Consider the following 26,098-nt stretch of genomic DNA (forward strand, 5'->3'; position numbering starts at 1 on the left):
GCCGGGCGATGACCAGCGGCCCTTAGCTGATCTGGCCGTGGCAGTGCTTGTACTTCTTGCCGGAGCCACACGGGCATGGCTCGTTGCGGCCGATCTTCTGCTCGGCGCGCACCGGCGCGGTGGCGACTGCCACATCGCCTTCCTCGGCCATCGCCTCGGGCTGGGCCAGGGCAGATGCCTGGGCATGCTGGAACTGCATGCGCTCGGCAAGCGCCTCGGCCTCGCGACGCAGGCGGGCCTCCTCTTCGGCCGGGTCCTCGCGGCGCACCTGGACGTGGGACAGCACGCGGATGGTGTCGCGCTTGATCGAGTTGAGCAGTTCCTGGAACAGGGTGAAGGACTCGCGCTTGTACTCCTGCTTGGGGTTCTTCTGCGCATAGCCACGCAGATGAATGCCATGGCGCAGGTGATCCATGGTCGACAGGTGGTCCTTCCACAGGTCGTCCAGCACGCGCAACAGGATCTGCTTCTCGAAGGTGCGCAGGGCCTCGGCGCTGGCCAGCTCTTCCTTCTCGTTGTAGGCGGCGATCAGCTCCTGGAGGATGCGTTCGCGCAGGGTCTCCTCGTAGAGCTTGCTGTCCTCGTCGAGCCACTGCTGAATTGGCAGTTGGGTAGCGAAGCTGGTCTGCAGCGCCTCCTCCAGGCCGGCGATATCCCACTGCTCGGGCATCGACTGCGGCGGAATATAGGTGTCGATGGTGCCGTCCAGCACCTCGCGACGGAACTCGGCGATGGTCTCGCCGATGTCGTCGGCGGCCAGCAGGGTGTTGCGCATGTGATAGATCACCTTGCGCTGCTCGTTGGCCACGTCGTCGAATTCCAGCAACTGCTTGCGCATGTCGAAGTTGCGCCCCTCGACCTTGCGCTGGGCCTTCTCGATGGCGTTGCTCACCATGCGGTGCTCGATCGCCTCGCCGGACTGCATGCCCAGGGCCTTCATGAAGTTCTTCACCCGGTCCGAGGCGAAGATGCGCATCAGGCTGTCTTCCAGCGACAGGTAGAAGCGGCTGGAACCCGGGTCGCCCTGGCGACCGGAACGGCCGCGCAGCTGGTTGTCGATGCGCCGCGACTCGTGGCGCTCGGAGGCGATCACGTGCAGGCCGCCGGACTCGATCACCTGCTGGTGGCGTTTCTGCCAATCGGCCTTGATCTGCGCGACCTGTTCGGCGGTGGGATTCTCCAGCGCCGCCACTTCGACCTCCCAGTTGCCGCCCAGGAGGATGTCGGTACCGCGACCGGCCATGTTGGTGGCGATGGTCAGCGCGCCCGGACGACCGGCCTGGGCGATGATCTCGGCTTCCTTCTCGTGGAACTTGGCGTTGAGCACCTTGTGCTCGATGCCTTCCTTGTTTAGCAACGCGGAGACGTACTCGGAGGTCTCGATCGAGGCGGTACCGACCAGGATCGGCCGGCCCTGGGCCTGGCACTCCTTGATGTCCTCGATGATCGCGGCGTACTTCTCTTCCTGGGTCAGGTAGACCAGGTCGTTGTAGTCCTTGCGCGCCAGCGGCCGGTTGGTCGGGATCACCACCACGGCCAGGCCGTAGATCTGATGGAACTCGAACGCCTCGGTGTCGGCCGTGCCGGTCATGCCGGACAGCTTGTTGTACAGGCGGAAGTAGTTCTGGAAGGTGGTCGAGGCCAGGGTCTGGCTCTCGGCCTGGATCGGCAGCCCTTCCTTGGCCTCGATGGCCTGGTGCAGGCCCTCGGACAGACGCCGTCCCGGCATGGTGCGGCCGGTGTGCTCGTCGATCAGCAGCACCTGGTTGTTCTGCACGATGTATTCGACGTTGCGCTGGAACAGGGTGTGGGCGCGCAGGCCAGCGTAGACATGGGTCAGCAGGCCGAGGTTGTGCGCCGAGTAGAGGCTCTCGCCCTCGGCCAGCAGGCCGACCTGGGTCAGCATGTCCTCGACGAACTGGTGGCCGGCTTCGTTCAGCTCGACCTGGCGGGACTTCTCGTCGACCTTGTAGTGGCCTTCCTGGGTGACCACGCCCTCCTCTTCCTCGATGTGCTGCTTGAGGCGCGGGATCAGCTTGTTGACTTCGGTGTACAGCTTGGAGCTGTCCTCGGCCTGGCCAGAGATGATCAGCGGGGTACGCGCCTCGTCGATGAGGATCGAGTCGACTTCGTCGATCACCGCGAAGTTCAGTTCGCGCTGGAACTTCTCCTCCAGGCTGAAGGCCATGTTGTCGCGCAGGTAGTCGAAGCCGAATTCGTTGTTGGTGCCGTAGGTGATGTCGGCGGCATAGGCGGCGCGTTTCTCTTCCGGTGGCATGAAGGGCGTGACGATACCCACCGACATGCCGAGGAATTCGTACAGCGGACGCATCCAGTTGGCGTCGCGGCGGGCCAGGTAATCGTTGACCGTGACCACGTGCACACCCTTGCCGGACAGCGCATTGAGGTAGACCGCCAGGGTCGCCACCAGGGTCTTGCCCTCACCGGTACGCATTTCGGCGATCTTGCCTTCGTGCAGGGTCATGCCGCCGATCAGCTGCACGTCGAAGTGGCGCATGCCCATCACCCGCTTGCCTGCCTCGCGGGCCACGGCGAAGGCCTCCGGCAGGAGCTGATCGAGGGTTTCGCCCTTCTCCAGACGGGCTTTGAATTCGTCGGTCTTGGCACGCAGTTGCTCATCCGAGAGGGCGAGCATCTGCTCTTCGAAGGCGTTGACGGCTTGCACCGTCTTGAGCATGCGCTTGACCTCACGCTCGTTCTTGCTTCCAAAGAGTTTCTTCAACAAAGGCGCAAACATATCGACAGGATCTTCCAGGCGTATGGATGGAGGCCGACCCGCAGGCCGCCCTGTGCAGCCCTCATGGCTGCGTGCGAAGGGGGCATTCTACCCGGAAACGAAAAGGAGGAAAGCGGCGTTATTCCACGCCGCCGACCCGGGCGATGAAGCTTGTGGGGTTGACCACGCGGCCATTCTTGCTGACCTCGAAGTGCACGTGGTAACCGGTCGAGCGCCCGGTACTGCCGACCTTGGCGATGGTCTGGCCGCGCTGCACCAGGTCGCCGACGCGCACCAGATTCTCGCGATTGTGGGCGTACAGGCTGACGTAACCGTCGGCGTGGCTGATCTCCACGGTATTGCCATAACCCGAGCGCCGCCCTGACGCGGTGACCACTCCGGCGGCCACGGCGACCACGTCGCTGCCGGCCTTGGCGGCGAAATCCACGCCCTTGTGCACGCTCAGGCGGCCGGTCAACGGATCGGTCCGGCGGCCGAACGGCGAGGAGATATAGCCCTGCAACACCGGGCGCCCAGCCAGGTATTCGGCCTCGTCGAGGCGCCGTTCGGCCAGCAGCTGCTCCAGCACCTCGAGCTGCTGCTCGCGGCTGTCCATGCGCAGGGCCAGGTCGTCCAGGGTGCTGATAAAGGAAGGCGGCGCATAGGCGGCCCCTTCTACCAGCTCCTCCGGACCACCCTGGCCGACATTCAGGGAGAAATCGAACTCGCTGGAATCCAGCTCCGCCAGCTCGGTCAGGCGTTCGCCCAAGGCATCGAGGCGGGTCAGGCGCGCCTGCAATTCGGCGACATGGGCGGCGAAGGCATCCAGCTGGCGCTGCGCGTCGATCCGCACGGCGCCGACTTCGGCGCGCTGGCGATCCAGCGCGTCGGCGACCTGCACGTTATCCTGCAGGCTCGGTGCTCGCGGAGTCCACCAGGCGCCGACGGCCACGCCACTGGCGAGCGCGGCGGCGAGCAGCAGTGCCAGCGCCAGCAGCAACCAGCGCAAATCCAGGCTGAGTGAGCGCGCGGCGCCATGGCGCCGACTGAGTAATATGATGTGCATGGCTTCCCCTATAGGGCGGAGCCCAAGCTGGCGGCAGGGATTCTGCTACCATGGCGGCTCCACAATTTCAGGCGTCCTGCCATGACCTTTCGTCCTTTGCCGGCTCGAGCCCCCGCCGCGCTGCTGCGCGAGGCGAAGCCCCTCAAAGCGCTGTTCAATCAGGCGCAACGCCTCGACCACCTACAGCGTCTACTGGAGAGCCAGCTGCAACCCGCGGCCCGCGAACACTGCCATGTGGCGTCGTGGCGCGAGGGTTGCCTGCTTCTTATCGTCACCGATGGCCACTGGGCCACCCGCTTGCGGTATCAACAACGGCGCCTGCTGCGTCAGCTGCAGGCACTCGAAGAATTCGCGACCTTAACGAAAATTCTCTTCAAGGTGCAACCGCCGACCGCCGAAAGGCGTGCGCCCGGTCGCACTCTCAGCCTGTCCGACAGCGCCGCCGAAAACATCCAGGCCACCGCCGAGGGCATCAGCGACCCCAAGCTGCGCGCCGCGCTGGAGCGCCTGGCCAGGCACCGCGCGCGCGACGATTGAGCAGGCGAATAGTCTTCAGCCGCAGTAAAAAAAGAGGCCACCCCAGGGGTGGCCTCGAATACAAACGGAAGGAGGTATTGCTTACACGGCCGCTACCGGGCGCATGTAGGAGATCGGCGCGGTGCTCGCGTCGTCGAAGGTCACCACTTCCCAGGCATCGGTTTCCTCGATCAAGGTGCGCAACAGGCGGTTGTTCAGCGCGTGCCCCGACTTGAAGCCGCGGAATTCGCCGATCAGGCTGTTACCCAGCAGGTAGAGGTCGCCGATGGCGTCGAGAATCTTGTGCTTGACGAATTCGTCCTCGTAACGCAGGCCGTCTTCATTGAGCACGCGGTACTCATCCACCACGATGGCGTTGTCCACACTGCCACCGAGCGCCAGGTTCTGCGAACGGAGGAACTCGATGTCGCGCATGAAGCCGAAGGTGCGTGCCCGACTGACTTCCTTGACGAAAGACGTGCTGGAGAAATCGACGCTGGCCGACTGCGTGCGGTTGCGGAACACCGGGTGATCGAAATCGATCTCGAAGGTCACCTTGAACCCATCGAACGGCACGAAGGTGGCGCGCTTGTCGCCCTCCTCGACCGTGACCTCACGGGTGATACGGATGAACTTCTTCGCCGCTTCCTGCTCTTGCAAGCCGGCGGACTGAATCAGGAATACAAAGGGACCAGCACTGCCATCCATGATCGGCACTTCGGATGCAGAGAGCTCGACGTAGGCGTTATCGATGCCCAGGCCTGCCATGGCCGAAAGCAGGTGCTCTACCGTATCCACCTTGATGTCACCATTGACCAAGGTGGTCGACATGGTGGTTTCACCGACATTGCTCGCCCGCGCGGCAATTTCCACCACGGGGTCGAGATCGGTACGACGAAACACGATTCCCGTGTCCACTGGTGCCGGCTTCAGGGTCAGGTATACCTTCTCCCCGGAATGCAGGCCAACGCCGGTGGCGCGGATAATGTTCTTCAGGGTGCGTTGTCTGATCATGGCTCTGGCCGCTATAGCACTAGTTGCGAATTGTTTTCAACAATGGCCGGCGATGATAGCAGAACCGGCCTTTGCTGAACACCAATCACCCTAATACTCCTGATACATTCCATCAATCGGCCTGGCGACGCAGGAAAGCCGGGATGTCCAGATAATCCAGGTCGTCCTGTGGGTTCATCTTGGCCGCGGTGGCAGCGCCGGCATGGCTCTGACGCTGTACGGTGGGCCGCTCGTAGTCCTTGTAGTTGACGCTCTGCTCGGCACGCGCCGGGGCAGTCGGAGCCGCACTGGCGGTTACCTGCACGGTGTTGTCGACGACCTTGACCGGCTTCTCGATGCGCGCGCCCAGACCGGTGGCGACCACGGTGACGTGCAGCTCGTCGCGCATGTCCGGATCGATCACGGTACCGACCTTGACGGTGGCGTGCTCGGAGGCGAACTGCTCGATGATGTTACCCACGTCGGAGTACTCGCCCAGGGACAGGTCAGGACCGGCGGTGATGTTCACCAGGATGCCGCGGGCGCCCTGCAGGTTGACGTCCTCGAGCAGCGGATTGCGGATTGCCGCCTCGGTGGCTTCACGGGCGCGGTTCGGACCGCTGGCGCAGCCGGTGCCCATCATGGCCATGCCCATTTCGCTCATCACCGTCTTCACGTCGGCGAAGTCGACGTTGATCATGCCCGGACGCTTGATGATGTCGGAGATGCCGCGCACCGCACCGGCCAGCACGTCGTCCGCCTTGGCGAAGGCCGACAGCAGGCTGGCGTCCTTGCCGAGGATGGTCAGCAGCTTCTCGTTGGGGATGGTGATCAGCGAGTCGACGCTCTCCGACAGGGCGCGAATGCCCTCGTCGGCGATCTGCATGCGCTTGCGCCCCTCGAACGGGAACGGACGGGTGACCACGGCCACGGTGAGGATGCCCAGCTCCTTGGCCACTTCGGCGATGACCGGCGCCGCACCGGTGCCGGTGCCGCCGCCCATGCCGGTGGTGATGAAGACCATGTCGGTGCCCTGCAGCACCTCGGCGATGCGCTCGCGATCTTCCAGCGCGGCCTGGCGGCCGACCTCCGGATTGGCGCCGGCGCCCAGGCCCTTGGTCACGCCTGGGCCGAGTTGCAGCACGGTGCGCGCGCCGATGTTCTTCAGCGCCTGGGCATCGGTGTTGGCGCAGATGAACTCGACGCCCTCGATGTTGTTTTTCGCCATGTGGTTGACGGCATTGCCACCGCCGCCGCCCACGCCTATTACCTTGATGACCGCGCTTTGCGGAACATTGTCTACTAGTTCGAACATAATCCCTCTCCTTCCTGTTCTAGTTATAACGCCTACTGCACTTGCCGCCCTACATCAGAAATTGCCCTGGACCCAGCGTTTGAGCCGCTCCAGTACCGGTGCCTTGGGTTCATCGCCGTAACCACCGAGCGCCGACATGGAGATGCCGTCCGCCTGCTTCTGCAGGCCATACAGCAACAGGCCCACGCTGGTGGAATAGATCGGGTTGCGTACCACGTCGGCCAGGCCTTTGACGCTGTGGGGCACGCCCAGGCGAACCGGCATATGGAAGATCTCCTCGGCCAGTTCCACCGCGCCTTCCATCTTCGCCGTGCCGCCGGTGAGCACGATGCCCGCCGGAATCAGGTCCTCGTAGCCGCTGCGCCGCAGCTCGGCCTGGATCAGGGTGAACAGCTCGTCGTAACGCGGCTCGACCACCTCGGCCAGGGACTGGCGCGACAGGTCGCGCGGCGGCCGATCGCCGACGCTGGGCACCTTGATGGTCTCGCCGGCGCCGGCCAGTTTGGCCAGGGCGCAGGCGTAGCGGATCTTGATTTCCTCGGCGTACTGGGTCGGTGTACGCAGGGCCATGGCGATGTCGTTGGTGACCTGGTCGCCGGCGATCGGGATCACCGCGGTATGGCGGATGGCCCCCTCGGTGAAGATGCAGATGTCGGTGGTGCCGCCGCCGATGTCGACCAGGCACACGCCCAGCTCCTTCTCGTCGTCGGTGAGCACCGCATAGGCCGAGGCCAGCTGCTCGAGGATGATGTCGTCGACCTCCAGGCCGCAGCGGCGCACGCACTTCTCGACGTTCTGCGCCGCGTTGACCGCGCAGGTGACCACGTGCACCTTGGCCTCCAGGCGCACGCCGGACATCCCCAGGGGCTCGCGCACGCCCTCCTGGTTATCGATCACGTAATCCTGCGGCAGGGTATGCAGCACCCGCTGGTCGGCCGGAATGGCCACGGCCTGGGCCGCATCCAGCACGCGCTCGAGGTCGGCCGGGCTGACCTCGCGATCGCGGATGGCGACGATGCCGTGGCTGTTGAGGCTGCGGATATGGTTGCCGGCCACGCCGACGAAGGCCGAGTGGATGCGGCAGCCGGCCATCAGCTGCGCCTCCTCGACCGCACGCTGGATCGACTGCACGGTGGATTCGATATTCACCACCACGCCCTTCTTCAGCCCACGCGAGGGGTGTGTGCCGATGCCGACGATTTCCAGCTGGCCGTCGGCCGCGACCTCACCCACCAGCGCCACCACCTTGGAGGTGCCGATGTCCAGGCCGACGATCATCTTGCCGCTCTGCACGTTTGCCATTTGTCTTGTCTTCTCCTGATTCACTGCACGGCCACCTTGTCGGCCGCCGCCGGCGCGATCGGCTCACGCCACGCCACGGCCAGGCCGTTGGCGTAGCGCAGATCGATCCGCGCGATATTCGCTCGTTGCTCTTTCAGCGCCTTGTCGAAGATGGTGCCGAAGCGGCGCATCTTCTCCACCAGATGGTCGCGCCCCAGCAGCAGCTCGATGCCCTGGGTGGTGGACAGGAACCAGCTGCCGCGCTCGCGCAGTTCAAGGCGCGCCACCGAGAAGCCCATCGGCCGCAGCATCTGGCTGAGCACCTGGTACTGCTGCATGACCTTCTGCTGCGCCCGCTTGGGGCCGTAGAGCTGTGGCAGGTGTTCGTAGTGCGCCAGCTCCCGGGGGGTGAAGGCCTGGCCCTGGTTGTTGAGCAGCGCCTCGTCGCCCCAGCGGGCGATCGGCAGTTGTTCCTCGAGGCGCACCAGCAGCTGATCCGGCCAGACCCGGCGCACCTCGGCGCTGGCGATCCAGGGCATCTGCTCCAGTTCGTGGCGCATGCCCAGCAGGTCGACGCTGAAGAAACTGGCACTGACGAAGGGAGCGATGCGCTGCTGCACCGCCTGCTGGCTGATGTAGCTCAGGTCACCCGCCACGCTGATCTTGGCGATCGGCCGATCGGCATAAGGCAGCAGGCGCTGGGCCAGTTCGTAGGCGCCGAAACCGAGCAGCAGCATGAGCAGCGGCCAGGTAAGGCGCTTGAACAGGCCGAAACTGGGTTTCGGCAGGCGCGCGCCGATCGGCTCCTTGGCCACCAGGCGGCTGGCGCCGCGCGGCACAGGCTTGCCGCGCACGGGAACGCGCGGTGAGCCTGGCTGATGACGAAGGACGGCGCCCATGGCTTAACCCTGTGCCTCTACGCTGTCGGCGAGGATCGCCAACACCAGTTGCTGGAAGTCCAGTCCGGCCGCCTGGGCGGCCATCGGCACCAGGCTGTGGTCGGTCATGCCCGGCACGGTATTGACCTCCAGCAGCCAGAACTGCCCGGCGGCGTCCTGCATCACATCGACGCGCGCCCAGCCCTGGGTGCCGACCGCCTCGCAGGCGCGCACGGTAAGGTCCTTGAGTTCCTCCTCCTTGGCCGCGTCCAGGCCGCAAGGGATGCGGTACTGGGTGTCGCTGGCCAGATACTTGGCGTCGTAGTCGTAGAAGCTGTGCGGGGTGCCCAGGGCGATCGGCGGCAGCACCTGACCACGCAGGACGGCCACGGTGAACTCGGGCCCCTGGATCCATTGCTCGACCAACACCTCGGCGTCATAACGGCTGGCGGCCTGCCAGGCGGCGATCAGCTCCTCGACCGACTGCACCTTGGCCATGCCGATGCTGGAGCCCTCGTGGGCCGGCTTGACGATCAGCGGGAAGCCCAGGTCGGCCGCGGCCGCCTGGCAGTCCGCGACGCAGGTGAGCGCGGCGTGACGCGGGGTCGGCAGGCCCAGGCTCTGCCACACCTGCTTGGTGCGCAGCTTGTCCATCGCCAGGGCCGAGGCCAGGATGCCGCTGCCGGTATAGGGAATCCCGGCGCATTCGAGCAGCCCTTGCATGCTGCCATCCTCGCCACCACGGCCGTGCAGAACGATGAAGGCGCGGTCGATTTTCTCGCGGGTCAGGCGCTGCAGGAAGTGATCGCCGACATCGATGCCGAAGGCGTCCACCCCGGCGCCTTGCAGGGCGCCGAGGACCGCGTTGCCGGATTTCAGCGAGATCTCGCGCTCGGCGCTCTTGCCGCCGAACAGCACGGCAACCCGGCCATAGGCGCTGGCCGGCAGTTGCGATTTCAGGGTATTGGCGCTCATTTCGACTCACCTTGGGCCGCGGCGAACAGCGGACTCTGCAGCAGTTGCGGGGCCAGGCCGCCGATATCGCCAGCGCCCTGGCACAGCAGGATGTCGCCGGCGCGCAGCAGCGGCTTGATCAGCGGCGCCAGGTCGACGCCACGCTCGATGTAGATCGGGTCCAGCTGACCGCGCTGACGAATGCTGTGGCACAGCTGGCGGCTGTCGGCCCCTGGGATCGGCTCCTCGCCGGCCGGGTAGACCTCCATCAGCAGCAGCACGTTGGCATCGGCCAGCACCTGGACGAAGTCGTCGTACAGGTCGCGGGTGCGGCTGAAGCGGTGTGGCTGGTAGACCATCACCAGGCGCCGCTCCGGCCAGCCGCCGCGCACGGCCTTGATCACCGCGGCGACTTCGCGCGGGTGATGGCCGTAGTCGTCGACCAGCATCACGCTCCCCGCCTCCACCGGCAGCTCGCCGTAGACCTGGAAGCGCCGGCCGACGCCCTGGAAGCCCGACAGGCCCTGGACGATGGCTTCGTCGCTGATGCCCTCGTCGGTGGCGATGGCGATCGTCGCCAGGGAGTTCAGTACGTTGTGATTGCCCGGCATGTTCACCGACACATCCAGCGGCTCGCGGTCGCGACGCAGCACGGTGAAGTGGGTCTGCATGCCCTGCTGGCGCACGTTGATCGCGCGCACGTCGGCGTCCTCGCCGAAGCCGTAGGTGACGGTCGGCCGCGCCACCTGGGGCAGAATCTCGCGCACCACCGGATCGTCCACGCAGACCACCGCCAGGCCGTAGAACGGCAGGTTGTGGAGGAACTCGACGAAGGTCTTCTTCAGCTTGTTGAAGTCGCCCTCGTAGGTGCTCATGTGGTCCATGTCGATGTTGGTGACCACCGCGACCATCGGCTGCAGATGCAGGAAGCTGGCGTCGCTCTCGTCCGCTTCGGCAATCAGGTAGCGACTGGTGCCGAGCTGGGCGTTGGTGCCGGCGGCATTCAGCCGGCCACCGATGACGAAGGTCGGGTCCAGGCCGCCGGCGGCGAACACCGAGGCCAGCAGGCTGGTGGTGGTGGTCTTGCCGTGGGTGCCGGCCACCGCCACGCCGTGGCGGTAGCGCATGAGTTCGGCGAGCATCTCGGCCCGCGGCACCACCGGAATGCGGCGCTCGAGGGCGATGGCGACCTCCGGGTTGGCGGTATTGATCGCGCTGGACACCACCAGCACGTCGGCACTGGCGGCGTTCTCGGCGCGGTGGCCGATGAATATCTGCGCACCGAACTTCTCCAGGCGCTCGGTCACCGCCGAGCCCTTGAGGTCGGAGCCGGACACCTGGTAGCCGAGGTTCAGCAGCACTTCGGCGATACCGCACATGCCGGCGCCGCCGATGCCGACGAAGTGGATGCGGCGGATGCGGCGCATTTCCGGCTGCGGGTAGGCTTTGCGACTCTCAACCACGGGCCACCTCCAGGCAAATCTCGACCACGCTGCGGGTTGCATCGGGCTTGGCCAGGCGGCGCGCGGTGCGCGCCATGTCGTTCAATCGTTCGGGGTGCATCAGAACCTCGGTCAGCTGCGCGGCCAGTGCGGCGGCGTCAGTGGAGCGTTGCGGCAGCAGCACGGCGGCGCCTTCACGGGCGAGATAGCCGGCGTTCTGCGTCTGGTGATCGTCGATGGCATGGGGCAGCGGCACCAGGAACGACGGCAGGCCGGCGGCGGCCAGCTCGCTGACGGTCAGGGCGCCGGCCCGGCACACCACCAGGTCGGCCCAGGCGTAGGCCTTGGCCATGTCGCTAATAAAGGGCGCGACCTGCGCTTCGACGCCGGCGCCGCGATAACGTTCGCCGGTCACTTCGGCGTGCTGCTTGCCCGCCTGGTGGAACACTTCCGGACGCAACTCGCCGGCCACCAGGGCCAGGGCCTCGGGCAGCAGCTTGTTCAGCGGTTCGGCGCCGAGGCTGCCGCCGAGCACCAGCAGACGCGGCCGGCGCTGGCGCAGGGACGCCCGCGGAGTCTCCAGGAACAGCTCCTCGCGCACCGGATTACCCGTGGTGCGGCGCTTGGCGCTGGCACCGAAGGTGTCCGGGAAGGCCTCGCAGACCCGGCTGGCGAACGGCACCAGGCTGCGGTTGGCGGTGCCGGCCACGGCGTTCTGCTCATGGATGATCAGCGGCGCGCCGGCCAACTTGGCCGCCAGCCCGCCAGGCCCGGTGACGTAGCCGCCCATGCCGAGCACGCAGACCGGCTGCAGATCGCGGACGATCTTGCGCGCCTGCAACAGGGCCTTGAGCAATTGGAAGGGCGCCTTGAGCAGCGACAGCTTGCCCTTGCCGCGCAGGCCGCTGACCTGGATCAGGTGCAGGGGCAGGCCGGCCGCCGGCACCAGTTCGTTCTCGATGCCGCGCGGCGTGCCCAGCCAGTGCACGCGATAGCCGCGCGCCTGGAACTCGCGGGCGCAGGCCAGGGCCGGGAACACGTGGCCGCCGGTGCCGCCGGCCATGATCAGCACGTTACCGGCCATGGACCACCTCCGCGGAATGCCCGGCCTCGGGATGGCCCGCCCCGGGATAGCCCGCCTCGGAGAAATCCGCCTCGTCGAACTCGATGTCCTCGCTGCCCAGCTCGGTGCGCCGCTCCCACTCGATGCGCAGCAGCAGCGCCAGGCTGACGCAGCAGATCACCAGGGAGCTGCCGCCGTAGCTGAGGAACGGCAGGGTGAGGCCCTTGGTCGGCAACAGGCCGACGTTCACACCGATATTGATCAGCACCTGACCGACCCACAGGAAGGCCAGGCCGTAGGCCACGTAGGCCGAGAAGAACTGCTTGGCCTTCTCCGCCCACAGGCCGATATACAGGGCGCGCACGCTGACGAAGACGAACAGCGCCACGGTGGCCAAGGCGCCGACCATGCCCAGCTCCTCGGCGAGCACCGCAAACACGAAGTCGGTGTGCGCCTCCGGCAGGTAGAACTGCTTCTGGATGCTGTTGCCCAGGCCCACGCCGAACCACTCGCCACGGCCGAAGGCGATCAGCGCCTGGCTCAGCTGGTAGCCGGCACCGTACTGGTCGGCCCAGGGGTCGACGAAGTTGGTCAGACGCTCCAGGCGGTAGGCCTGGCTGGTCATCACCACTACGCCGGCGGCCAGCACGGCGGCGGCCAGCGGAATGAAGCGCAGCAGGTTGACCCCGCCGAGAAACAGCATGGCGATGGACGCGCCGACCAGCACCACGGTGGCACCGAAGTCCGGCTCGGCCAGCAGCAGCACGGCGATCGGCCCCAGCACCAGCAGCGGCTTGAGGAAGCCCATGAGCTTCTCGCGCACCTCGGCCTGGCGGCGCACCAGGTAGGCGGCGATGAACATGACGGTAAACAGCTTGGCCAGCTCCGACGGCTGCAGGTTGAACAGGCCGAAGCCGATCCAGCGCTTGGCACCGTTGACCTCGCGGCCGATGCCCGGCAGCAGCACCAGCACCAGCAGGACGAAGGCCACCAGCAACAGGGTGCCGCTGAAGCGCTGCCACTGGGCCATGGGCACCAGCAGGGTAATCAGCGCGGCGGTTATGCCGATGGCCAAATAGATCAGGTGGCGGATCATGTGATACAGCGGGTTGCCCGACAGCGACGCGGCCACTTCCGAGGAGGCCGAGGCGATCATCACCAGGCCCAGGCCCAACAGCGCCAGGCAACCGGCCAGCAGCGGGAAGTCCAGGTCGATGCCGCGACGGGTATTCAGCGGCGAGGGGGCGGCGAGCAGCTGCGCGATCATCACTGCAGGCCCTCCACCGCTTGGGCGAACAGGCGTCCGCGCTCTTCGAAGTTCTTGAACATGTCCAGGCTGGCGCAGGCCGGCGACAGCAGCACGGCATCACCCGGCTGGGCCAGCTCGGCGCAGCGTTGCACGGCCTGCTCCAGGCTGTCGACGCGAACCTGCAGCACCTGGTCGCCCAGGGTGGCGGCCAGCCGCTCGGCGTCACGGCCGAGCAGCACCACCGCGCGGCAGTGGCGGGCCACCGGCGCGACCAGGGCGGAGAAGTCCGCGCCCTTGCCGTCGCCGCCGGCGATCAGCAGCAGCTTGCCGGCGATGTCCGCGCCGAGCCCCTCGATGGCGGCCAGGGCGGCGCCGACGTTGGTCGCCTTGGAGTCGTCGTAGTAGTTCACCTGGCGCAGCTCGCGCACCCACTGGCAGCGGTGCGCCAGGCCGGCGAAGCGCTTGAGGGCATCGAGCATGGCGGCCATCGGCAGGCCGACGGCATGGCCCAGGGCCAGGGCCGCCAGGGCATTGGACTGATTGTGGGCGCCGCGGATCTTCAGCTCACGCACCGGCAGCAGCGCGTCGAACTGGTAGCCCAGGTACTTCTCGCCATTCTCCTCGAGCAGACCGAAACGCTTGAAGTCAGGCTTGCCCAGGCCGAAGCTCCAGCACGGCACCTGGTCGGCGACCAGCGGCCGCGACAACGCGTCGTCGCGGTTGACCACCACCTGGCGGGCGCCGCGGAAGATGCGGTGCTTGGCCAGGTGATAGGCCGCCAGGGAGTCATAGCGATCCATATGGTCTTCGCTGATGTTCAGGCAGGTGGCCACCTCGGCGTTGAGCTGCTCGGTGGTCTCCAGCTGGAAGCTGGACAGCTCGAGCACGTACAGCTCCACCTCGTCGCTCAACAGATCGAGTGCCGGCGTGCCGAGGTTGCCGCCCACCGCGACCTTCCTGCCGGCCGCCGCGGCCATTTCGCCGACCAGGGTGGTCACCGTGCTCTTGGCGTTGGAGCCGGTGATGGCGATGATCGGCGCCTTGGCATGGCGGGCGAACAGGTCGATGTCGCCGGACAGCTTCACCCCGCGGGCCGCCGCGGCCTGCAGCGCCGGGGTGGCGACGCCCAGGCCCGGGCTGACCAGCAGCTCGCTGGCACGGCAGAGGAACTCCACGTCCAGCTCGCCGCAGCGCACTTCCACCTGCGGGAACTGCTCACGCAGGGTGGCCAGTTCCGGCGGGTTCGCCCGCGTATCGACCACGGCAAAGCGCATGCCCTGCTGCGCCAGGAAGCGCACCAGGGACATGCCGCTCTTGCCGAGGCCGACAACGATGCGGAACTGGTCGGAAGCGATCAACGACACTCTCTATTACCTCAGTTTCAGGGTGGCAAGGCCGATCAGCACGAGGATCACCGTGATGATCCAGAAGCGCACGATCACCCGGGGCTCGGGCCAGCCTTTCAATTCGAAATGGTGGTGGATCGGCGCCATGCGGAACACGCGCTTGCCGGTCAGCTTGAAGGACGCCACCTGGATGATCACCGACAGGGTCTCCATGACGAACACCCCGCCCATGATGAACAGCACCACTTCCTGGCGGACGATCACCGCGATGGTGCCGAGCGCGGCGCCGAGGGCCAGCGCGCCGACATCACCCATGAAGACCTGGGCCGGATAGGTGTTGAACCAGAGAAAACCCAGGCCGGCGCCGACCAGCGCGGCGCAAAACACGATCAGTTCGCCGGCGCCGGGCACATAGGGGATGAACAGGTATTCGGCGAATTTCACGTTGCCGGACAGGTAGCAGAAGATGCCCAGGGCGCCGCCGACCATCACGGTGGGCAGGATCGCCAGGCCGTCCAGGCCGTCGGTCAGGTTCACCGCGTTGCTCGAGCCGACGATGACGAAATAGGTCAGCACCACGAAGCCCACGCCCAGCGGGATGCTCACGTCCTTGAGCAGCGGCAGGATCAGGGTGGTTTCCACCGGGCTCTGTGCGGTCATATAGAGGAAGGCCGCGGCGCCCAGGCCGAACACCGACTGCCAGAAATACTTCCAGCGACTCGGCAGGCCGCGGGAGTTCTTCTCGATCACCTTGCGGTAGTCGTCGACCCAGCCGATGGCCCCGAACAGCAGGGTGACAGCCAGCACCACCCAGACGTAGCGGTTGGACAGGTCGGCCCAGAGCAGGGTGCTGACGGCGATGGCGGAGAGGATCAGCGCGCCACCCATGGTCGGCGTGCCCTTCTTCGACAGGTGCGATTGCGGGCCGTCATTGCGCACCGCCTGACCGATCTGACGGATCTGCAGGGTACGGATCATCCACGGCCCCAGCGCCAGCGCCAGCCCCAGCGCGGTCAATACACCGAGGATGCCGCGCAGTGTCAGGTACTGGAACACTGCGAAACCCTTGTGGAACTGTTGCAGGTACTCGGCCAGCAGCAGCAGCATTTAGTGACTCTCCCCCGACGTGCCACACAGCGCCGCCACGATGTTCTCCATCGCGGCACTGCGTGAACCCTTGATTAGAATGGTGGTATTGCCCGATTCGCCGCGCAGTGCGTCGATCAGGCTGGCTTGATCGGCGAAATGCCGGCCATTGTTCCCGAATGCCTTGACCGCGTGAGCCATCAACGGCCCTACCGCGCACAGCGCGTCGACCTTGCCGGCGGCATAGCTGCCGACTTCGCGGTGGCCCTGCTCGGCCCACTCGCCCAGCTCCCCCATGTCCCCGAGCACCAGAACGGTGCGCCCGGAGAAGCCGGCGAGTATATCAACGGCGGCGCAGATCGAAGCAGGGTTGGCGTTGTAGCTGTCGTCGATCACCCGCACGCCATTCGTCGCCAGCTGCGCTACGGCGCGGCCCTTGACCGGCTGGAGCGCTTCCAGCCCGGTCTTGATATCGACCAGTGGTACCTCCAGCGCATGGGCGGCGGCGGCGGCGGCCAGGGCGTTGGCGACATTGTGCTCGCCGAGCAGGTTGAGCTGGATGCGCGCCTGGCCCGCTGCGCAATGCAAGGTGAAGGCCGAGCAGCCACGGGCATCGCGCGCCAGGTCGCTGGCGTGGAAATCCGCCGCGGCATTGCCCAGGGCAAAGCTGAGCAGTCGATGGGCGCCGGCCCGGCGCTGCCAGATGGCAAAGGCCTTGTCGTCCAGGTTGAGCACAGCGACGCCAGCCTCACCGAGGCCTTCGAGGATCTCGCCCTTGGCCTCGACAATCTTCTCCGGCCCGCCGAACTCACCGACATGGGCGGTGCCGGCATTGGTGATGATCGCCACCTGGGGCCGGGTCAGGCCGACGGTGTAGGCGATCTCGCCGACATGGTTGGCGCCCAGCTCGATCACCGCGGCGACATGCTCGGGGCCCAGTTCCAGCAGCGTCAACGGCGCGCCGAGATCATTGTTCAGGTTGCCACGGGTGGCCAGCACCGCCTCGCCGCGCTGGGCGAAGGCCGCGCGCAGGATGCTGGCGAGCATTTCCTTGACCGTGGTCTTGCCGCTGGAGCCGGTCACTGCCGCCAAGGGGCCGCCGTAGGCCTGGCGGTTCAGGGCACCGAGGCGGCCCAGACCGAGCCGGGTGTCGGCCACCAGCAACTGCGGCAGCGGTGCATCCGCCACCTCGCGCTGCACCAGCGCCGCGACCGCGCCCTTGGCGGCGACCTCGGCCAGATAGTCATGACCGTCGAAGCGCGGGCCGGCCAGGGCGACGAACAGCTGGCCCGGACGAATCGCCCGGCTGTCGGTGCTGACGCCATCGAAGGCACAGTCCGCGCCAACCAGGCGACCCTGCAGAGGGCCCGCCACTTCGCTCAAGCGCAATGCCTTAAGCATGAGCTGCCTCCCACGCCACCAGGGCCTTGGTGGCTTCTTCCAGGTCGGAGAACGGCTGGCGCTCGCCCTGTATCTCCTGGTAATCCTCATGCCCCTTGCCCGCCAGCACCAGCACGTCGTCCGCGCTCGCCTGGGCGACCAACTGGGCGATGGCCTGGCCGCGACCCGCCACGAAGTGCGCGTCCTGGGGGGCGGTGAAACCGGCCCGGATGTCCTCGAAAATCTGCTCCGGCGTCTCACTGCGTGGATTGTCGTCGGTGACCCACACGCCATCGGCCAGACGCTCGACCACCTGGGCCATCAGCGGCCGCTTGCCGCGGTCGCGGTCGCCGCCACAGCCGAACAGGCACAGCAGACGCCCCCGCACATGCGGGCGCAGCGCCTCGAGGACCTTCTCCAGGGCATCCGGAGTGTGGGCGTAGTCGACCACCACCAGCGGCTGCTTCACGCCGCCCAGGCGCTGCATGCGCCCGACCGGCCCCTGCAGGCGCGGCAACACCTTGAGAATTTCGTCCAGCGCATAGTCCATGGCGAGCAGCGCACCGACCACGGCCAGCAGGTTGCTCAGATTGAAACGACCGAGCAGCGTGCTGCGCAGGCTGCCCTCGCCGCGCGGGGTGACCAGCCGCGCACGCACGCCCTGGTCGTTGAACTGCGCCTCGCGGCAATACAGATAGGCCGCGGCGTCCTCCAGGCTGTAGCTGATCACCCGCGACTCACGCGGGTCCTCGGCCAGCTTGCGACCGGCCGCATCGTCCAGGTTGATCACCCGGCAGCGCAGCCCGGGCACGCGGAACAGCATGGCCTTGGCCTCGGCGTAGGCCTCCATGGTGCCGTGATAGTCGAGGTGATCGCGCGACAGGTTGGTGAACACCGCCACGTCGAACGCCAGCGCCGTCACCCGCCCCTGATGCAGACCGTGGGACGACACTTCCATCGCCACCGCACGGGCGCCGGCCTTCTTCAGCTCGGCGAGGGTGGCCTGCACGCCGATCGGGTCGGGGGTGGTATGACGCCCCTGGGACAACGCGCTGTAGAAACCGTTGCCGAGGGTGCCGACTATCCCGCAGGGCTGGCCGAGCAGGTCCAGGGCCTGGGCCAGCAACTGGGTGACGCTGGTCTTGCCGTTGGTGCCGGTGACGCCAACCAGGTGCAGGGCGCGACTCGGCTCGCCATAGAAACGCCCGGCGATGGCCGACAACTGGCCGGCCAGGCCCTTGATCGCCAGCAACTCGGCGGCGCCGGATGGCGGCAGGGCCGGCGCGTTCTCGGCCTCGTAGGCCACCGCAGCGGCGCCGCGGGCAAGCGCGTCGGCGATATGCAGACGACCGTCCTGCTGGCTGCCGGGAACGGCGAGGAACAGATCCCCCGGGCGCACCTTGCGGCTGTCGAGGGTCAACTCACGGATCAGCAGGGAGCTGGCCGCTTGGGGCAATAACTGATTTAGGGGCATGGGCATCAGATTCGCCCTCCTGTGCCGGTGTTCACTGCCAGCTCCTGCGATTCGACGGGCGGTAAGTTGTCGGGAACGATATTCATCAGGCGCAGCGCGCCGGCCATCACCTTGCCGAACACCGGCGCCGAAACCACGCCGCCGTAGTAGCCGCCCTCGCTCGGTTCATCGATGACCACAGCGACCGCGATGCGCGGATCGCTCATCGGCCCGAAGCCGGCGAACAGCGAGCGGTAGGCATTCTCCGTATAACCCTTGGCCCCCACGGTGGCCTTGCGCGCGGTGCCGCTCTTGCCGGCCACGTGATAGCCCGGAACCTTGGCGCGGTGCGCCCCGCCGGGGGCCTCGACCACCTGCTGGAGCATGCCGCGCATGGTTTGCGCGACATCCGCGGACACCACCTGCACGCCCTCCGGCATCTGGTCGACCCGGGTCAGCGACAGCGGCACGTTGCGCCCCTCGTTGGCCAGCACCGCGTAGGCATGCACCAGCTGCACCGCCGTCACCGACAGGCCGTAGCCATAGGACAGGGTGGCGGTCTCGGCCTGGCGCCAGTTGCGGTGGTTCGGCAGGTTGCCGACGCGCTCGCCAGGGAAACCCAGGCCGGTGTCCTGACCCAGGCCGACCTGTTGCATCAGCGCATAGATGGACTCGCCGCCGATATCGAAGGCGATCTTGCTCATGCCGACGTTGCTCGACTTGATCAGGATGCCGGTCAGGTCAAGGGCGCCGCTGCTGCGCGAGACGTCACGGATGGTGTACTTGCCGATGCGCAGCGAGCCCGGGTAGACATCGACCGTATCGCTCGGCTTCCAGCGCCCGCTCGCCAGTGCGGCACTCATGGAGAACGGCTTCATGGTCGAGCCCGGCTCGAACACGTCGATCATCGCCCGGTTGCGCATGGCCGCCGGTTGCAGGCTGCGACGGTTGTTCGGGTTGTAGGTCGGCTGGTTGACCATGGCCAGCACTTCGCCGGTCTTCACATCGATCATCACCAGGCTGCCGGCCTTGGCGCCGAACTCGACCAGGGCGTTGCGCAGCTCGCGATGGGCCAGGTACTGCAGGCGCAGGTCGATCGACAGCGCCAGGGCCTTGCCTGCCTTGGCGTTCTGGGCGACCTGCACGTCCTTGATCAGCCGGCCGCGACGATCCTTGAGCACCTGACGCTTGCCCGGCACCCCGGCCAGCCACTCGTCGAACGCCAGCTCCATGCCCTCGCGGCCGCGATCGTCGATATCGGTGAAGCCGACCACGTGGGCGGTCACCTCACCGGCCGGGTAGAAGCGACGAAACTCCTCGATGGCATAAACGCCGGGAACCTTGAGATCGAGCACGCGCTGGCCCTGCTCCGGGGTCAGGCCGCGGACCAGGTACATGAACTCGCGCTCGGCATTGGCCTGGGCGCGCTCGGCGAGCACCTTCGGATCCTGCCCCAGGGCCGTCGCCAGGGCCGGCCACTGCGCCTTGCCGGCCTGCAGCTCCTTGCCATTGGCCCACAGGGTGGTCACCGGGGTACTCACGGCGAGCGGCTCGCCGTTGCGGTCGGTGATCAGGCCGCGATGCGCCGGAATCGGAATATGCCGAACGCTGCGCGCGTCACCATGGGCCTGGAGGAAGGCGCGGTCGATCAGCTGCAGGTCGACGATGCGCCAGACGATGGCGCCGACCATCAGCGCCAGGAGCAGCAGCACCAGGCGGAAACGCCAGGGATACAGCGCGCCTTCCAGACGGATCATGGCGTCACCAGGCGCACTTCGGCGGCGTCGGGAATGCGCATCTTCAGCTTGTCGCTGGCCAGGGCCTCGATGCGGTTGTGCGCGGTCCAGGTGCTCTGCTCGAGAATCAGTCGCCCCCACTCGGCCTGCGCCTTGTCGCGCACGCTCAGCTCGGCGTACAGGCCATTGAGCAACTGCCGATTCCAGTGGGCACAGTAGGACACGGCCAGCGCCGATCCCAGCACCGCAAGGAACAGCACCAGCATCAGCAGGCTGCCGGAAGGTAGGGGCTTGGCGAAAACGCCACTCATCGCACCTTCTCCGCCACGCGCATCACCGCGCTGCGCGAGCGCGGATTGGCCTTCAGCTCGGCGTCCGAGGCGTACTGCGGCTTGCCGAGCAGCTTCAGGCGCGGCTCGAAGGCCTTGGGAATGATCGGCAGGTCGCGCGGCAGCTTGTCCTGCTCGCCCTTGGCGTGCCGGCGCATGAACTGCTTGACGATACGATCCTCGAGGGAGTGGAAGCTGATCACCACCAGCCGGCCACCGACCTCCAGGGCTTCCAGGGCGGCATCCAGGCCGCGCTCGAGATCGCCCAACTCGTTGTTGATATGGATGCGCAAGCCCTGGAAGGCGCGAGTGGCCGGATGCTTGCCCTTCTCCCAAGCCGGATTGGCGTCGGTCAGCACCTGGGCCAGGTCGGCGGTCCGCTCGAACGGTCGTTCGGCGCGCCGCAGCACCACCGCGCGGGCCATGCGCTTGGCGAAGCGCTCCTCGCCGTATTCCTTGAACACGCGGGCGATCTCATCCTCGGCGGCCGTGGCGATCCACTGCGCGGCGCTGACGCCGCGCGCCGGGTCCATGCGCATATCCAACGGGCCATCGTTGAGGAAGCTGAAGCCGCGCTCGGCATCGTCCAGCTGCGGCGAGGATACGCCCAGGTCCAGCAGCACGCCGGCGACCTTGCCAGCCAGCCCGCGGACAGCGACTTCCTCGCCAAGTTCCGCAAAACTGCGCTGCACAACGACAAAGCGGCCGTCTTCGGCCGCCAGCGCATTCCCTGTGGCAATAGCCAGGGGGTCCTTATCGAACCCCAATAGATGCCCATCCGGCCCGAGCTTCTCGAGGATCAGCCGGCTATGCCCGCCTCGCCCGAAGGTACCATCCAGGTAGCAGCCATCCGCGCGCACGGCGAGCCCCGCGACGGCTTCGTCGAGCAGGACGGTGATATGGCGAAAGCTGTTGGTCATAGTCACAGGATCAGGTCACGTAGGTCGTCGGACAAGGCGCCGGGTTGCTTGATGGCGGCCAGATCGGCGTCCGCCACGGCATTCCAGGCATCCTCGTCCCACAGTTGAAATTTGTTCAGCTGGCCGACCAGCATCGCCCGCTTGTCCAGCCCGGCATACTCGCGCAGGCGGGGCGGCACCAGGAATCGGCCGCTGGCATCCAGCTCGAGGTCGACGGCGTTACCGATCAGCATGCGCTGCAGGCGGCGGTTCTCTTCTCGAAAGGAAGCCAGTTCACGCAACTTCTTCTCGATCAGCTCCCATTCCGGCAATGGATAGACGCAAAGGCAAGGGTCAATGGCATCGATGGTCACGATGAGCTGGCCGGAGCAGCGCGACACGAGCTCGTCCCGATACCGACTTGGCATCGCGAGTCGCCCTTTGGCGTCGAGACTGATGGCGTTGGCTCCGCGAAACACGGCTGCGCTCCCTCGTAATTAGCTATCCATGCCCAAAAATTCCCACTTCGTGCCACTTCTTACCACTTGCGCACACTATAGGAACGCCCCCACCCCACCGTCAAGGCGGGCCAGAAGGGAAAAATCCTTACAGGACGGCAATTTAGCGAATAAAAGAGGGGATGGATCGCAGCTCGACGAGGGGACTCAAGAACAAAAATCAGCCAAAGCAATAAGCTCAACCACAAACTTAAAGTGATTTATCAACAGTAAGATTTTTTAGGCATGAAAAGGCGGGGAAAAAGGCAAAGCCGATAGAAGAGAAAGGTGGAGAGTCGATCTGTAAGCCGGGTTCTGTCGAGGACAGTCATTCCTCTACGGCGTACATCACTGCACGCCTTTAGCAACCTACCCGGTTCCAGCGCGGGCCACGCCAATGGAACCCTATTTGGTCTTGCTCCGAGTGGGGTTTACCTAGCCACGGACTGTTACCAGCCGCGCGGTGCGCTCTTACCGCACCTTTTCACCCTTACCGGCGCCGAAGCGCTTAGGCGGTTATTTTCTGTGGCACTTTCCGTAGGCTCACGCCCCCCAGGCATTACCTGGCACTCCGCCCTATGGAGCCCGGACTTTCCTCCCCCGCATTACGTAAACGCAACACGGCAGCGACTGTCCGATCGACTCTCCGCCGCCAAGGTTAACGGCGCGCCCCCATTAGGACAAGGACTAGTCGTGGGACTGACGTTCCAACGCTACCTGATAGAGCAGGTTCTTGCGCACCCCGGTGATCTCCGCCGCCAGCGCGGCCGCGCGCTTGAGCGGCATTTCCGCAAGCAGCAGGTCGAGCACACGCAACGCCTCGACACTGACCGCCGCCTCGCCTTCCGGCGCCTGCCAGCCCGCCACCAGCACCACGCATTCGCCACGCTGCTGATTGCTGTCGGCCGCCACCCAGGCACACAGTTCGGCCAACGGCAGCCCCTTGAGCGTCTCGAAGGTCTTGGTCAGCTCGCGGGCCAGCAGCGCCTGACGCTCATCACCGAAGACCGCACGCATATCCTCCAGACACTCGAGGATACGGTGCGGCGCCTCATAGAAGATCAGGGTGCGCGGCTCCTCGCGCACCTGCTCCAGACGCGCCCGGCGCCCCGCCGCCTTGGCCGGCAGAAAGCCCTCGAAGATGAAGCGATCGGAGGGCAGCCCGGCGGCCGACAACGCCGCAATCAACGCACAGGCCCCCGGCACGGGCACCACCGCCACGCCCGCCGCCCGGGCCTGGCGCACCAGGTGGTAACCAGGATCGGAAATCAGCGGGGTACCGGCGTCGGAGATCAGCGCGACATCCTCTCCCGCCTGCAACCGCGCAAGGAAACGCCCGCCCTGGTCGCGCTCGTTGTGCTCATGGCAGGCCGCCAGGGGGGTGGCGATGCCGAAGTGCTGCAGCAGCCGTACCGAGTGCCGCGTGTCTTCCGCGGCAATCAGGGCCACCTCGCCGAGCACCCTGAGCGCCCGCGCGCTGATGTCGTCCAGGTTGCCAATCGGCGTGGCCACTACATAGAGCGTGCCAAGGGGGGAATTCGGAGCACCGGGAACGGTCACAGCACAAGCCTCAATATCGCGAAAGCGCGCATTGTAGCCCGTTTCACGGCATCGACATCGCACCGCCGCCGGGGCTTGGGTACAATTCGCCGTTCATTTGATCAAGTATCAGGAAGGCTTACATGATCGCTTGCCTGCGCCCGCTCTACGCGCTCTGCCTCGCCGGCCTGCTGGCCGCGTGCACCAGCTCGCCCACCTCCAACCTGGGCGAACTGCCGCGCACTCCCCAAGCCAGCATCGAGCAGCTGCTGCAACAGGCCGGCGACAGCCAGTCCGAGCCGGCCAACCTGCTGCGCCTATCCGCCGCAGACCTGGCCTACCAGCAGAAGAATCTCGCTCGCGCCTCCGCCATCCTCGAACGGGTGCAGCTCGATACGCTCAAACCGGCACAACAGGTGTTCGCCAGCACCCTGGCAGCCGAGCTGGCCCTGGCCCGAGACGACCCCAAACGCGCCCTGCGGGCGCTCCAGCACCCGAGCCTGGCACACCTGGGCGAGTTACCGATCGATCAGCAGATCCGCACCCAACTCGCTCGTGCCCAGGCCCTGCAAGCAAACGAACAGCCCCTGGCGGCCGCCCGCGAACGCATCTACATCGCCCCGCTGCTCACTGGCGACGCCGCCGCGCGCAACCACGAAACCATCTGGGAGCTAATCGCCAGCCTGCCGCCGGAGCAGCTGCAGGCCAGCGGCGACGCCGATCTGAGCGGCTGGCTCAGCCTGGCCCGGGCGGTCAAGGCCAGCAGCACCCTGCACGCCCAACAGAGCGCCATCGAGACCTGGCGCACCCAGCACCCCGAACATCCGGCCGCCCTGCAACTGCCGGCCGCCTTGGGCAAGCTGCAGCAGCTGTCCAGTCAGCCGCTCAGCGAAATAGCCCTGCTGCTGCCGCAGGACGGTCAGCTCGCCGCCGTGGCCCGCGCCCTGCGTGACGGCTTCCTCGCCGCCCACTACCAGGCCCAGCAGAGCGGGCAGAACCCGCCGAACATCCGCCTGTACGACAGTACTGGACTGCGCTCGCTCGACGACTTCTACCGAGAGGCCCAGGCTGCCGGCGTGCAGCTGGTGGTCGGCCCGCTGGAGAAGAACCTGGTCACCGACCTCAGCACCCGGGAGCAGCTGCCCATCACCACCCTGGCGCTGAACTACAGCGAGTCCGCCCAGGAAGCACCGCCACAGCTGTTCCAGTTCGGCCTGGCGGCCGAGGACGAGGCCCGCGAAGTGGCGCGCCGCGCCTGGGCCGACGGGATGCGCCGGGCAGTCGCCCTGGTGCCACGCGGAGACTGGGGCGACCGCGTACTGGCGGCCTTCCGCGACAGCTGGCAAGCCGCCGGAGGCACCCTGATCGCCGCCGAACACGTCGACCAGCCGGTGGAACTGGCCAAGCAGATCGCCGATCTGTTCCAACTCAGGGAAAGCGAGGCCCGCGCCCGCCGTCTGCAGAACACCCTGGGCGTAGCCGTGGCGGCGCAGCCGTCGCGTCGCCAGGATGTCGACTTCATCTTCCTCGCCGCAACCCCGCAACAGGCCCAGCAGATCAAGCCGACCCTAGCCTTCCAGTACGCCGGCGACGTGCCGGTCTATGCCACCTCGCACCTGTATACCGGCAACCACAGCCAAGCGCAGTTCCTGGACCTCGACGGCATCCGCTTCTGCGAGACGCCCTGGCTGCTGAACGCCGACGAGCCGCTGCGCCAGCAGGTCAGCAGCCAGTGGCCCCAGGCCAACGGCAGCCTCGGTCGGCTCTATGCCATGGGGGTCGACGCCTATCGCCTGACGCCTCGCCTGAGCCAACTCAAGGCCCTGCCCGACAGCCGCCTCGACGGCCTGTCCGGCAGCCTGAGCCTGAACCCGGCACAGCGCATCGAACGCCAACTGCCCTGGGCCGAGTTCCGTGACGGCCAGGTGCACCCCCTGCCTGCCAGCAGCAATTGAGCGACGCGACCAGCTCCCAGAGCAGCGGGCAGGCCGCCGAGGCCCTGGCCCGCCAGCATCTGGAGCGGCACGGCTTGCGCCTGCTGGCGCAGAATTGGCGCTGCCGCCGCGGCGAGCTCGATCTGGTCATGCTCGACGCCGATACAGTAGTATTCGTCGAGGTGCGCTATCGGCGGCATGCCGCCTGGGGCGGCGCAGTGGCCAGCGTCGATGCGCGCAAGCGCGACAAGCTGGCCACGGCCGCCCAGCACTTCCTGCAACAGGAGTCGCGCTGGGCCAAGCACCCATGCCGCTTCGACGTGATCGCCATCAACGCCCATGGCAGCGCAACCCCGCGACTGGACTGGATTCAGAACGCCTTTGATACCTGAGCCGCCACCCCAC

Annotated in this window: 22 protein-coding genes and 1 other RNA gene; 3 read left to right on the forward strand and 20 right to left on the reverse strand. The window is 66.6% G+C overall.

The annotated features are described in order from the left end of the window. Positions 1–22: 22 nt before the first annotated feature. On the reverse strand, positions 23–2,758 hold the full coding sequence (gene secA / locus ACSX1D_RS16730) for a preprotein translocase subunit SecA (protein ID WP_439859579.1): 2,736 nt from the start codon (positions 2,756–2,758) through the stop codon (positions 23–25). A 118-nt stretch (positions 2,759–2,876) separates the two neighbouring features. Continuing rightward, entirely contained in the window at positions 2,877–3,803 is a 927-nt protein-coding gene (locus ACSX1D_RS16735; RefSeq protein WP_439859580.1) for a M23 family metallopeptidase, read from the reverse strand. Between the two features lie 81 nt (positions 3,804–3,884). Between ACSX1D_RS16735 and ACSX1D_RS16740 the strand changes: the two genes are divergently transcribed. Beyond that, the gene (locus ACSX1D_RS16740) at positions 3,885–4,340 is read left to right on the forward strand and encodes a DciA family protein (protein WP_439859581.1); all 456 of its coding nucleotides are present in this window, start codon (positions 3,885–3,887) and stop codon (positions 4,338–4,340) included. A gap of 81 nt (positions 4,341–4,421) precedes the next feature. Here the strand turns inward: ACSX1D_RS16740 and lpxC are convergent, their stop codons facing one another. The 18 genes from lpxC to rsmI all read right to left on the reverse strand — a co-directional run bounded on the left by lpxC (position 4,422) and on the right by rsmI (position 23,780). Beyond that, positions 4,422–5,333 (reverse strand): UDP-3-O-acyl-N-acetylglucosamine deacetylase, encoded by a 912-nt coding sequence (gene lpxC / locus ACSX1D_RS16745; RefSeq protein WP_439859582.1) that lies wholly within the window; start codon positions 5,331–5,333, stop codon positions 4,422–4,424. 112 nt (positions 5,334–5,445) lie between these two features. Then, positions 5,446–6,627 (reverse strand): cell division protein FtsZ, encoded by a 1,182-nt coding sequence (gene ftsZ, locus ACSX1D_RS16750; protein WP_439859583.1) that lies wholly within the window; start codon positions 6,625–6,627, stop codon positions 5,446–5,448. A gap of 54 nt (positions 6,628–6,681) precedes the next feature. Next, entirely contained in the window at positions 6,682–7,929 is a 1,248-nt protein-coding gene (gene ftsA / locus ACSX1D_RS16755; RefSeq protein WP_439859584.1) for a cell division protein FtsA, read from the reverse strand. A gap of 20 nt (positions 7,930–7,949) precedes the next feature. Further along, positions 7,950–8,807, reverse strand: a complete 858-nt coding sequence (locus ACSX1D_RS16760; RefSeq protein WP_439859585.1) for a cell division protein FtsQ/DivIB — start codon at positions 8,805–8,807, stop codon at positions 7,950–7,952. 3 nt (positions 8,808–8,810) lie between these two features. Continuing rightward, entirely contained in the window at positions 8,811–9,761 is a 951-nt protein-coding gene (locus ACSX1D_RS16765) for a D-alanine--D-alanine ligase (protein ID WP_439859586.1), read from the reverse strand. Beyond that, complete coding sequence (murC, locus tag ACSX1D_RS16770) at positions 9,758–11,167, reverse strand: UDP-N-acetylmuramate--L-alanine ligase (protein WP_439862352.1); 1,410 nt, start codon at positions 11,165–11,167, stop codon at positions 9,758–9,760. Before murC ends, ACSX1D_RS16765 begins: the two co-directional genes overlap by 4 nt. Before the next feature lie 28 nt (positions 11,168–11,195). After that, positions 11,196–12,266: an undecaprenyldiphospho-muramoylpentapeptide beta-N-acetylglucosaminyltransferase gene (gene murG, locus ACSX1D_RS16775; protein ID WP_439859587.1), complete on the reverse strand. Its 1,071-nt coding sequence runs from the start codon at positions 12,264–12,266 to the stop codon at positions 11,196–11,198. Next, complete coding sequence (gene ftsW / locus ACSX1D_RS16780; protein ID WP_439862353.1) at positions 12,256–13,512, reverse strand: putative lipid II flippase FtsW; 1,257 nt, start codon at positions 13,510–13,512, stop codon at positions 12,256–12,258. Before ftsW ends, murG begins: the two co-directional genes overlap by 11 nt. After that, positions 13,512–14,858 carry a UDP-N-acetylmuramoyl-L-alanine--D-glutamate ligase gene (murD, locus tag ACSX1D_RS16785; protein WP_439859588.1) on the reverse strand — a complete coding sequence of 449 codons (1,347 nt, stop codon included), beginning with the start codon at positions 14,856–14,858 and terminating at the stop codon, positions 13,512–13,514. The genes ftsW and murD overlap by 1 nt, the downstream gene beginning before the upstream one ends. 6 nt (positions 14,859–14,864) lie before the next feature. Continuing rightward, positions 14,865–15,947, reverse strand: a complete 1,083-nt coding sequence (gene mraY, locus ACSX1D_RS16790; protein WP_439859589.1) for a phospho-N-acetylmuramoyl-pentapeptide-transferase — start codon at positions 15,945–15,947, stop codon at positions 14,865–14,867. Next, on the reverse strand, positions 15,948–17,327 hold the full coding sequence (locus ACSX1D_RS16795; protein ID WP_439859590.1) for a UDP-N-acetylmuramoyl-tripeptide--D-alanyl-D-alanine ligase: 1,380 nt from the start codon (positions 17,325–17,327) through the stop codon (positions 15,948–15,950). Continuing rightward, positions 17,320–18,786: a UDP-N-acetylmuramoyl-L-alanyl-D-glutamate--2,6-diaminopimelate ligase gene (locus tag ACSX1D_RS16800; protein WP_439859591.1), complete on the reverse strand. Its 1,467-nt coding sequence runs from the start codon at positions 18,784–18,786 to the stop codon at positions 17,320–17,322. The genes ACSX1D_RS16795 and ACSX1D_RS16800 overlap by 8 nt, the downstream gene beginning before the upstream one ends. Beyond that, positions 18,786–20,516, reverse strand: a complete 1,731-nt coding sequence (locus ACSX1D_RS16805) for a peptidoglycan D,D-transpeptidase FtsI family protein (RefSeq protein WP_439859592.1) — start codon at positions 20,514–20,516, stop codon at positions 18,786–18,788. The genes ACSX1D_RS16800 and ACSX1D_RS16805 overlap by 1 nt, the downstream gene beginning before the upstream one ends. After that, positions 20,513–20,806 (reverse strand): cell division protein FtsL, encoded by a 294-nt coding sequence (gene ftsL / locus ACSX1D_RS16810; protein ID WP_439859593.1) that lies wholly within the window; start codon positions 20,804–20,806, stop codon positions 20,513–20,515. The genes ACSX1D_RS16805 and ftsL overlap by 4 nt, the downstream gene beginning before the upstream one ends. Then, positions 20,803–21,744, reverse strand: coding sequence for a 16S rRNA (cytosine(1402)-N(4))-methyltransferase RsmH (gene rsmH / locus ACSX1D_RS16815; RefSeq protein WP_439859594.1), 942 nt, complete (start codon positions 21,742–21,744; stop codon positions 20,803–20,805). The genes ftsL and rsmH overlap by 4 nt, the downstream gene beginning before the upstream one ends. A 2-nt stretch (positions 21,745–21,746) precedes the next feature. After that, on the reverse strand, positions 21,747–22,202 hold the full coding sequence (gene mraZ / locus ACSX1D_RS16820) for a division/cell wall cluster transcriptional repressor MraZ (RefSeq protein WP_439859595.1): 456 nt from the start codon (positions 22,200–22,202) through the stop codon (positions 21,747–21,749). Positions 22,203–22,508: 306 nt separating this feature from the next. Then, positions 22,509–22,866, reverse strand: an RNA gene (gene rnpB, locus ACSX1D_RS16825) — RNase P RNA component class A. A 41-nt stretch (positions 22,867–22,907) separates the two neighbouring features. Beyond that, on the reverse strand, positions 22,908–23,780 hold the full coding sequence (rsmI, locus tag ACSX1D_RS16830) for a 16S rRNA (cytidine(1402)-2'-O)-methyltransferase (RefSeq protein WP_439859596.1): 873 nt from the start codon (positions 23,778–23,780) through the stop codon (positions 22,908–22,910). A gap of 122 nt (positions 23,781–23,902) precedes the next feature. On the opposite strand from rsmI, the gene ACSX1D_RS16835 reads away from it, so the two are divergent. Both ACSX1D_RS16835 and ACSX1D_RS16840 read left to right on the forward strand, forming a co-directional pair. Then, positions 23,903–25,714 (forward strand): penicillin-binding protein activator, encoded by a 1,812-nt coding sequence (locus tag ACSX1D_RS16835; protein WP_439859597.1) that lies wholly within the window; start codon positions 23,903–23,905, stop codon positions 25,712–25,714. After that, entirely contained in the window at positions 25,711–26,085 is a 375-nt protein-coding gene (locus ACSX1D_RS16840) for a YraN family protein (protein ID WP_439859598.1), read from the forward strand. The genes ACSX1D_RS16835 and ACSX1D_RS16840 overlap by 4 nt, the downstream gene beginning before the upstream one ends. The last annotated feature ends 13 nt before the right edge of the window (positions 26,086–26,098 follow it).

Origin of the sequence: Pseudomonas sp. MBLB4136, assembly GCF_051904765.1 — a bacterium.
GTDB lineage: Bacteria > Pseudomonadota > Gammaproteobacteria > Pseudomonadales > Pseudomonadaceae > Aquipseudomonas.

Excerpts from the sequence above, each read along its gene's own strand:
- secA (WP_439859579.1), bottom strand. The coding sequence starts at position 2,758 with ATGTTTGCGCCTTTGTTGAAGAAACTCTTTGGAAGCAAGAACGAGCGT.
- ACSX1D_RS16735 (WP_439859580.1), bottom strand. The coding sequence starts at position 3,803 with ATGCACATCATATTACTCAGTCGGCGCCATGGCGCCGCGCGCTCACTC.
- ACSX1D_RS16740 (WP_439859581.1), top strand. The coding sequence starts at position 3,885 with ATGACCTTTCGTCCTTTGCCGGCTCGAGCCCCCGCCGCGCTGCTGCGC.
- lpxC (WP_439859582.1), bottom strand. The coding sequence starts at position 5,333 with ATGATCAGACAACGCACCCTGAAGAACATTATCCGCGCCACCGGCGTT.
- ftsZ (WP_439859583.1), bottom strand. The coding sequence starts at position 6,627 with ATGTTCGAACTAGTAGACAATGTTCCGCAAAGCGCGGTCATCAAGGTA.
- ftsA (WP_439859584.1), bottom strand. The coding sequence starts at position 7,929 with ATGGCAAACGTGCAGAGCGGCAAGATGATCGTCGGCCTGGACATCGGC.
- ACSX1D_RS16760 (WP_439859585.1), bottom strand. The coding sequence starts at position 8,807 with ATGGGCGCCGTCCTTCGTCATCAGCCAGGCTCACCGCGCGTTCCCGTG.
- ACSX1D_RS16765 (WP_439859586.1), bottom strand. The coding sequence starts at position 9,761 with ATGAGCGCCAATACCCTGAAATCGCAACTGCCGGCCAGCGCCTATGGC.
- murC (WP_439862352.1), bottom strand. The coding sequence starts at position 11,167 with ATGCGCCGCATCCGCCGCATCCACTTCGTCGGCATCGGCGGCGCCGGC.
- murG (WP_439859587.1), bottom strand. The coding sequence starts at position 12,266 with ATGGCCGGTAACGTGCTGATCATGGCCGGCGGCACCGGCGGCCACGTG.
- ftsW (WP_439862353.1), bottom strand. The coding sequence starts at position 13,512 with ATGATCGCGCAGCTGCTCGCCGCCCCCTCGCCGCTGAATACCCGTCGC.
- mraY (WP_439859589.1), bottom strand. The coding sequence starts at position 15,947 with ATGCTGCTGCTGCTGGCCGAGTACCTGCAACAGTTCCACAAGGGTTTC.
- ACSX1D_RS16795 (WP_439859590.1), bottom strand. The coding sequence starts at position 17,327 with ATGCTTAAGGCATTGCGCTTGAGCGAAGTGGCGGGCCCTCTGCAGGGT.
- ACSX1D_RS16800 (WP_439859591.1), bottom strand. The coding sequence starts at position 18,786 with ATGCCCATGCCCCTAAATCAGTTATTGCCCCAAGCGGCCAGCTCCCTG.
- ACSX1D_RS16805 (WP_439859592.1), bottom strand. The coding sequence starts at position 20,516 with ATGATCCGTCTGGAAGGCGCGCTGTATCCCTGGCGTTTCCGCCTGGTG.
- ftsL (WP_439859593.1), bottom strand. The coding sequence starts at position 20,806 with ATGAGTGGCGTTTTCGCCAAGCCCCTACCTTCCGGCAGCCTGCTGATG.
- rsmH (WP_439859594.1), bottom strand. The coding sequence starts at position 21,744 with ATGACCAACAGCTTTCGCCATATCACCGTCCTGCTCGACGAAGCCGTC.
- ACSX1D_RS16835 (WP_439859597.1), top strand. The coding sequence starts at position 23,903 with ATGATCGCTTGCCTGCGCCCGCTCTACGCGCTCTGCCTCGCCGGCCTG.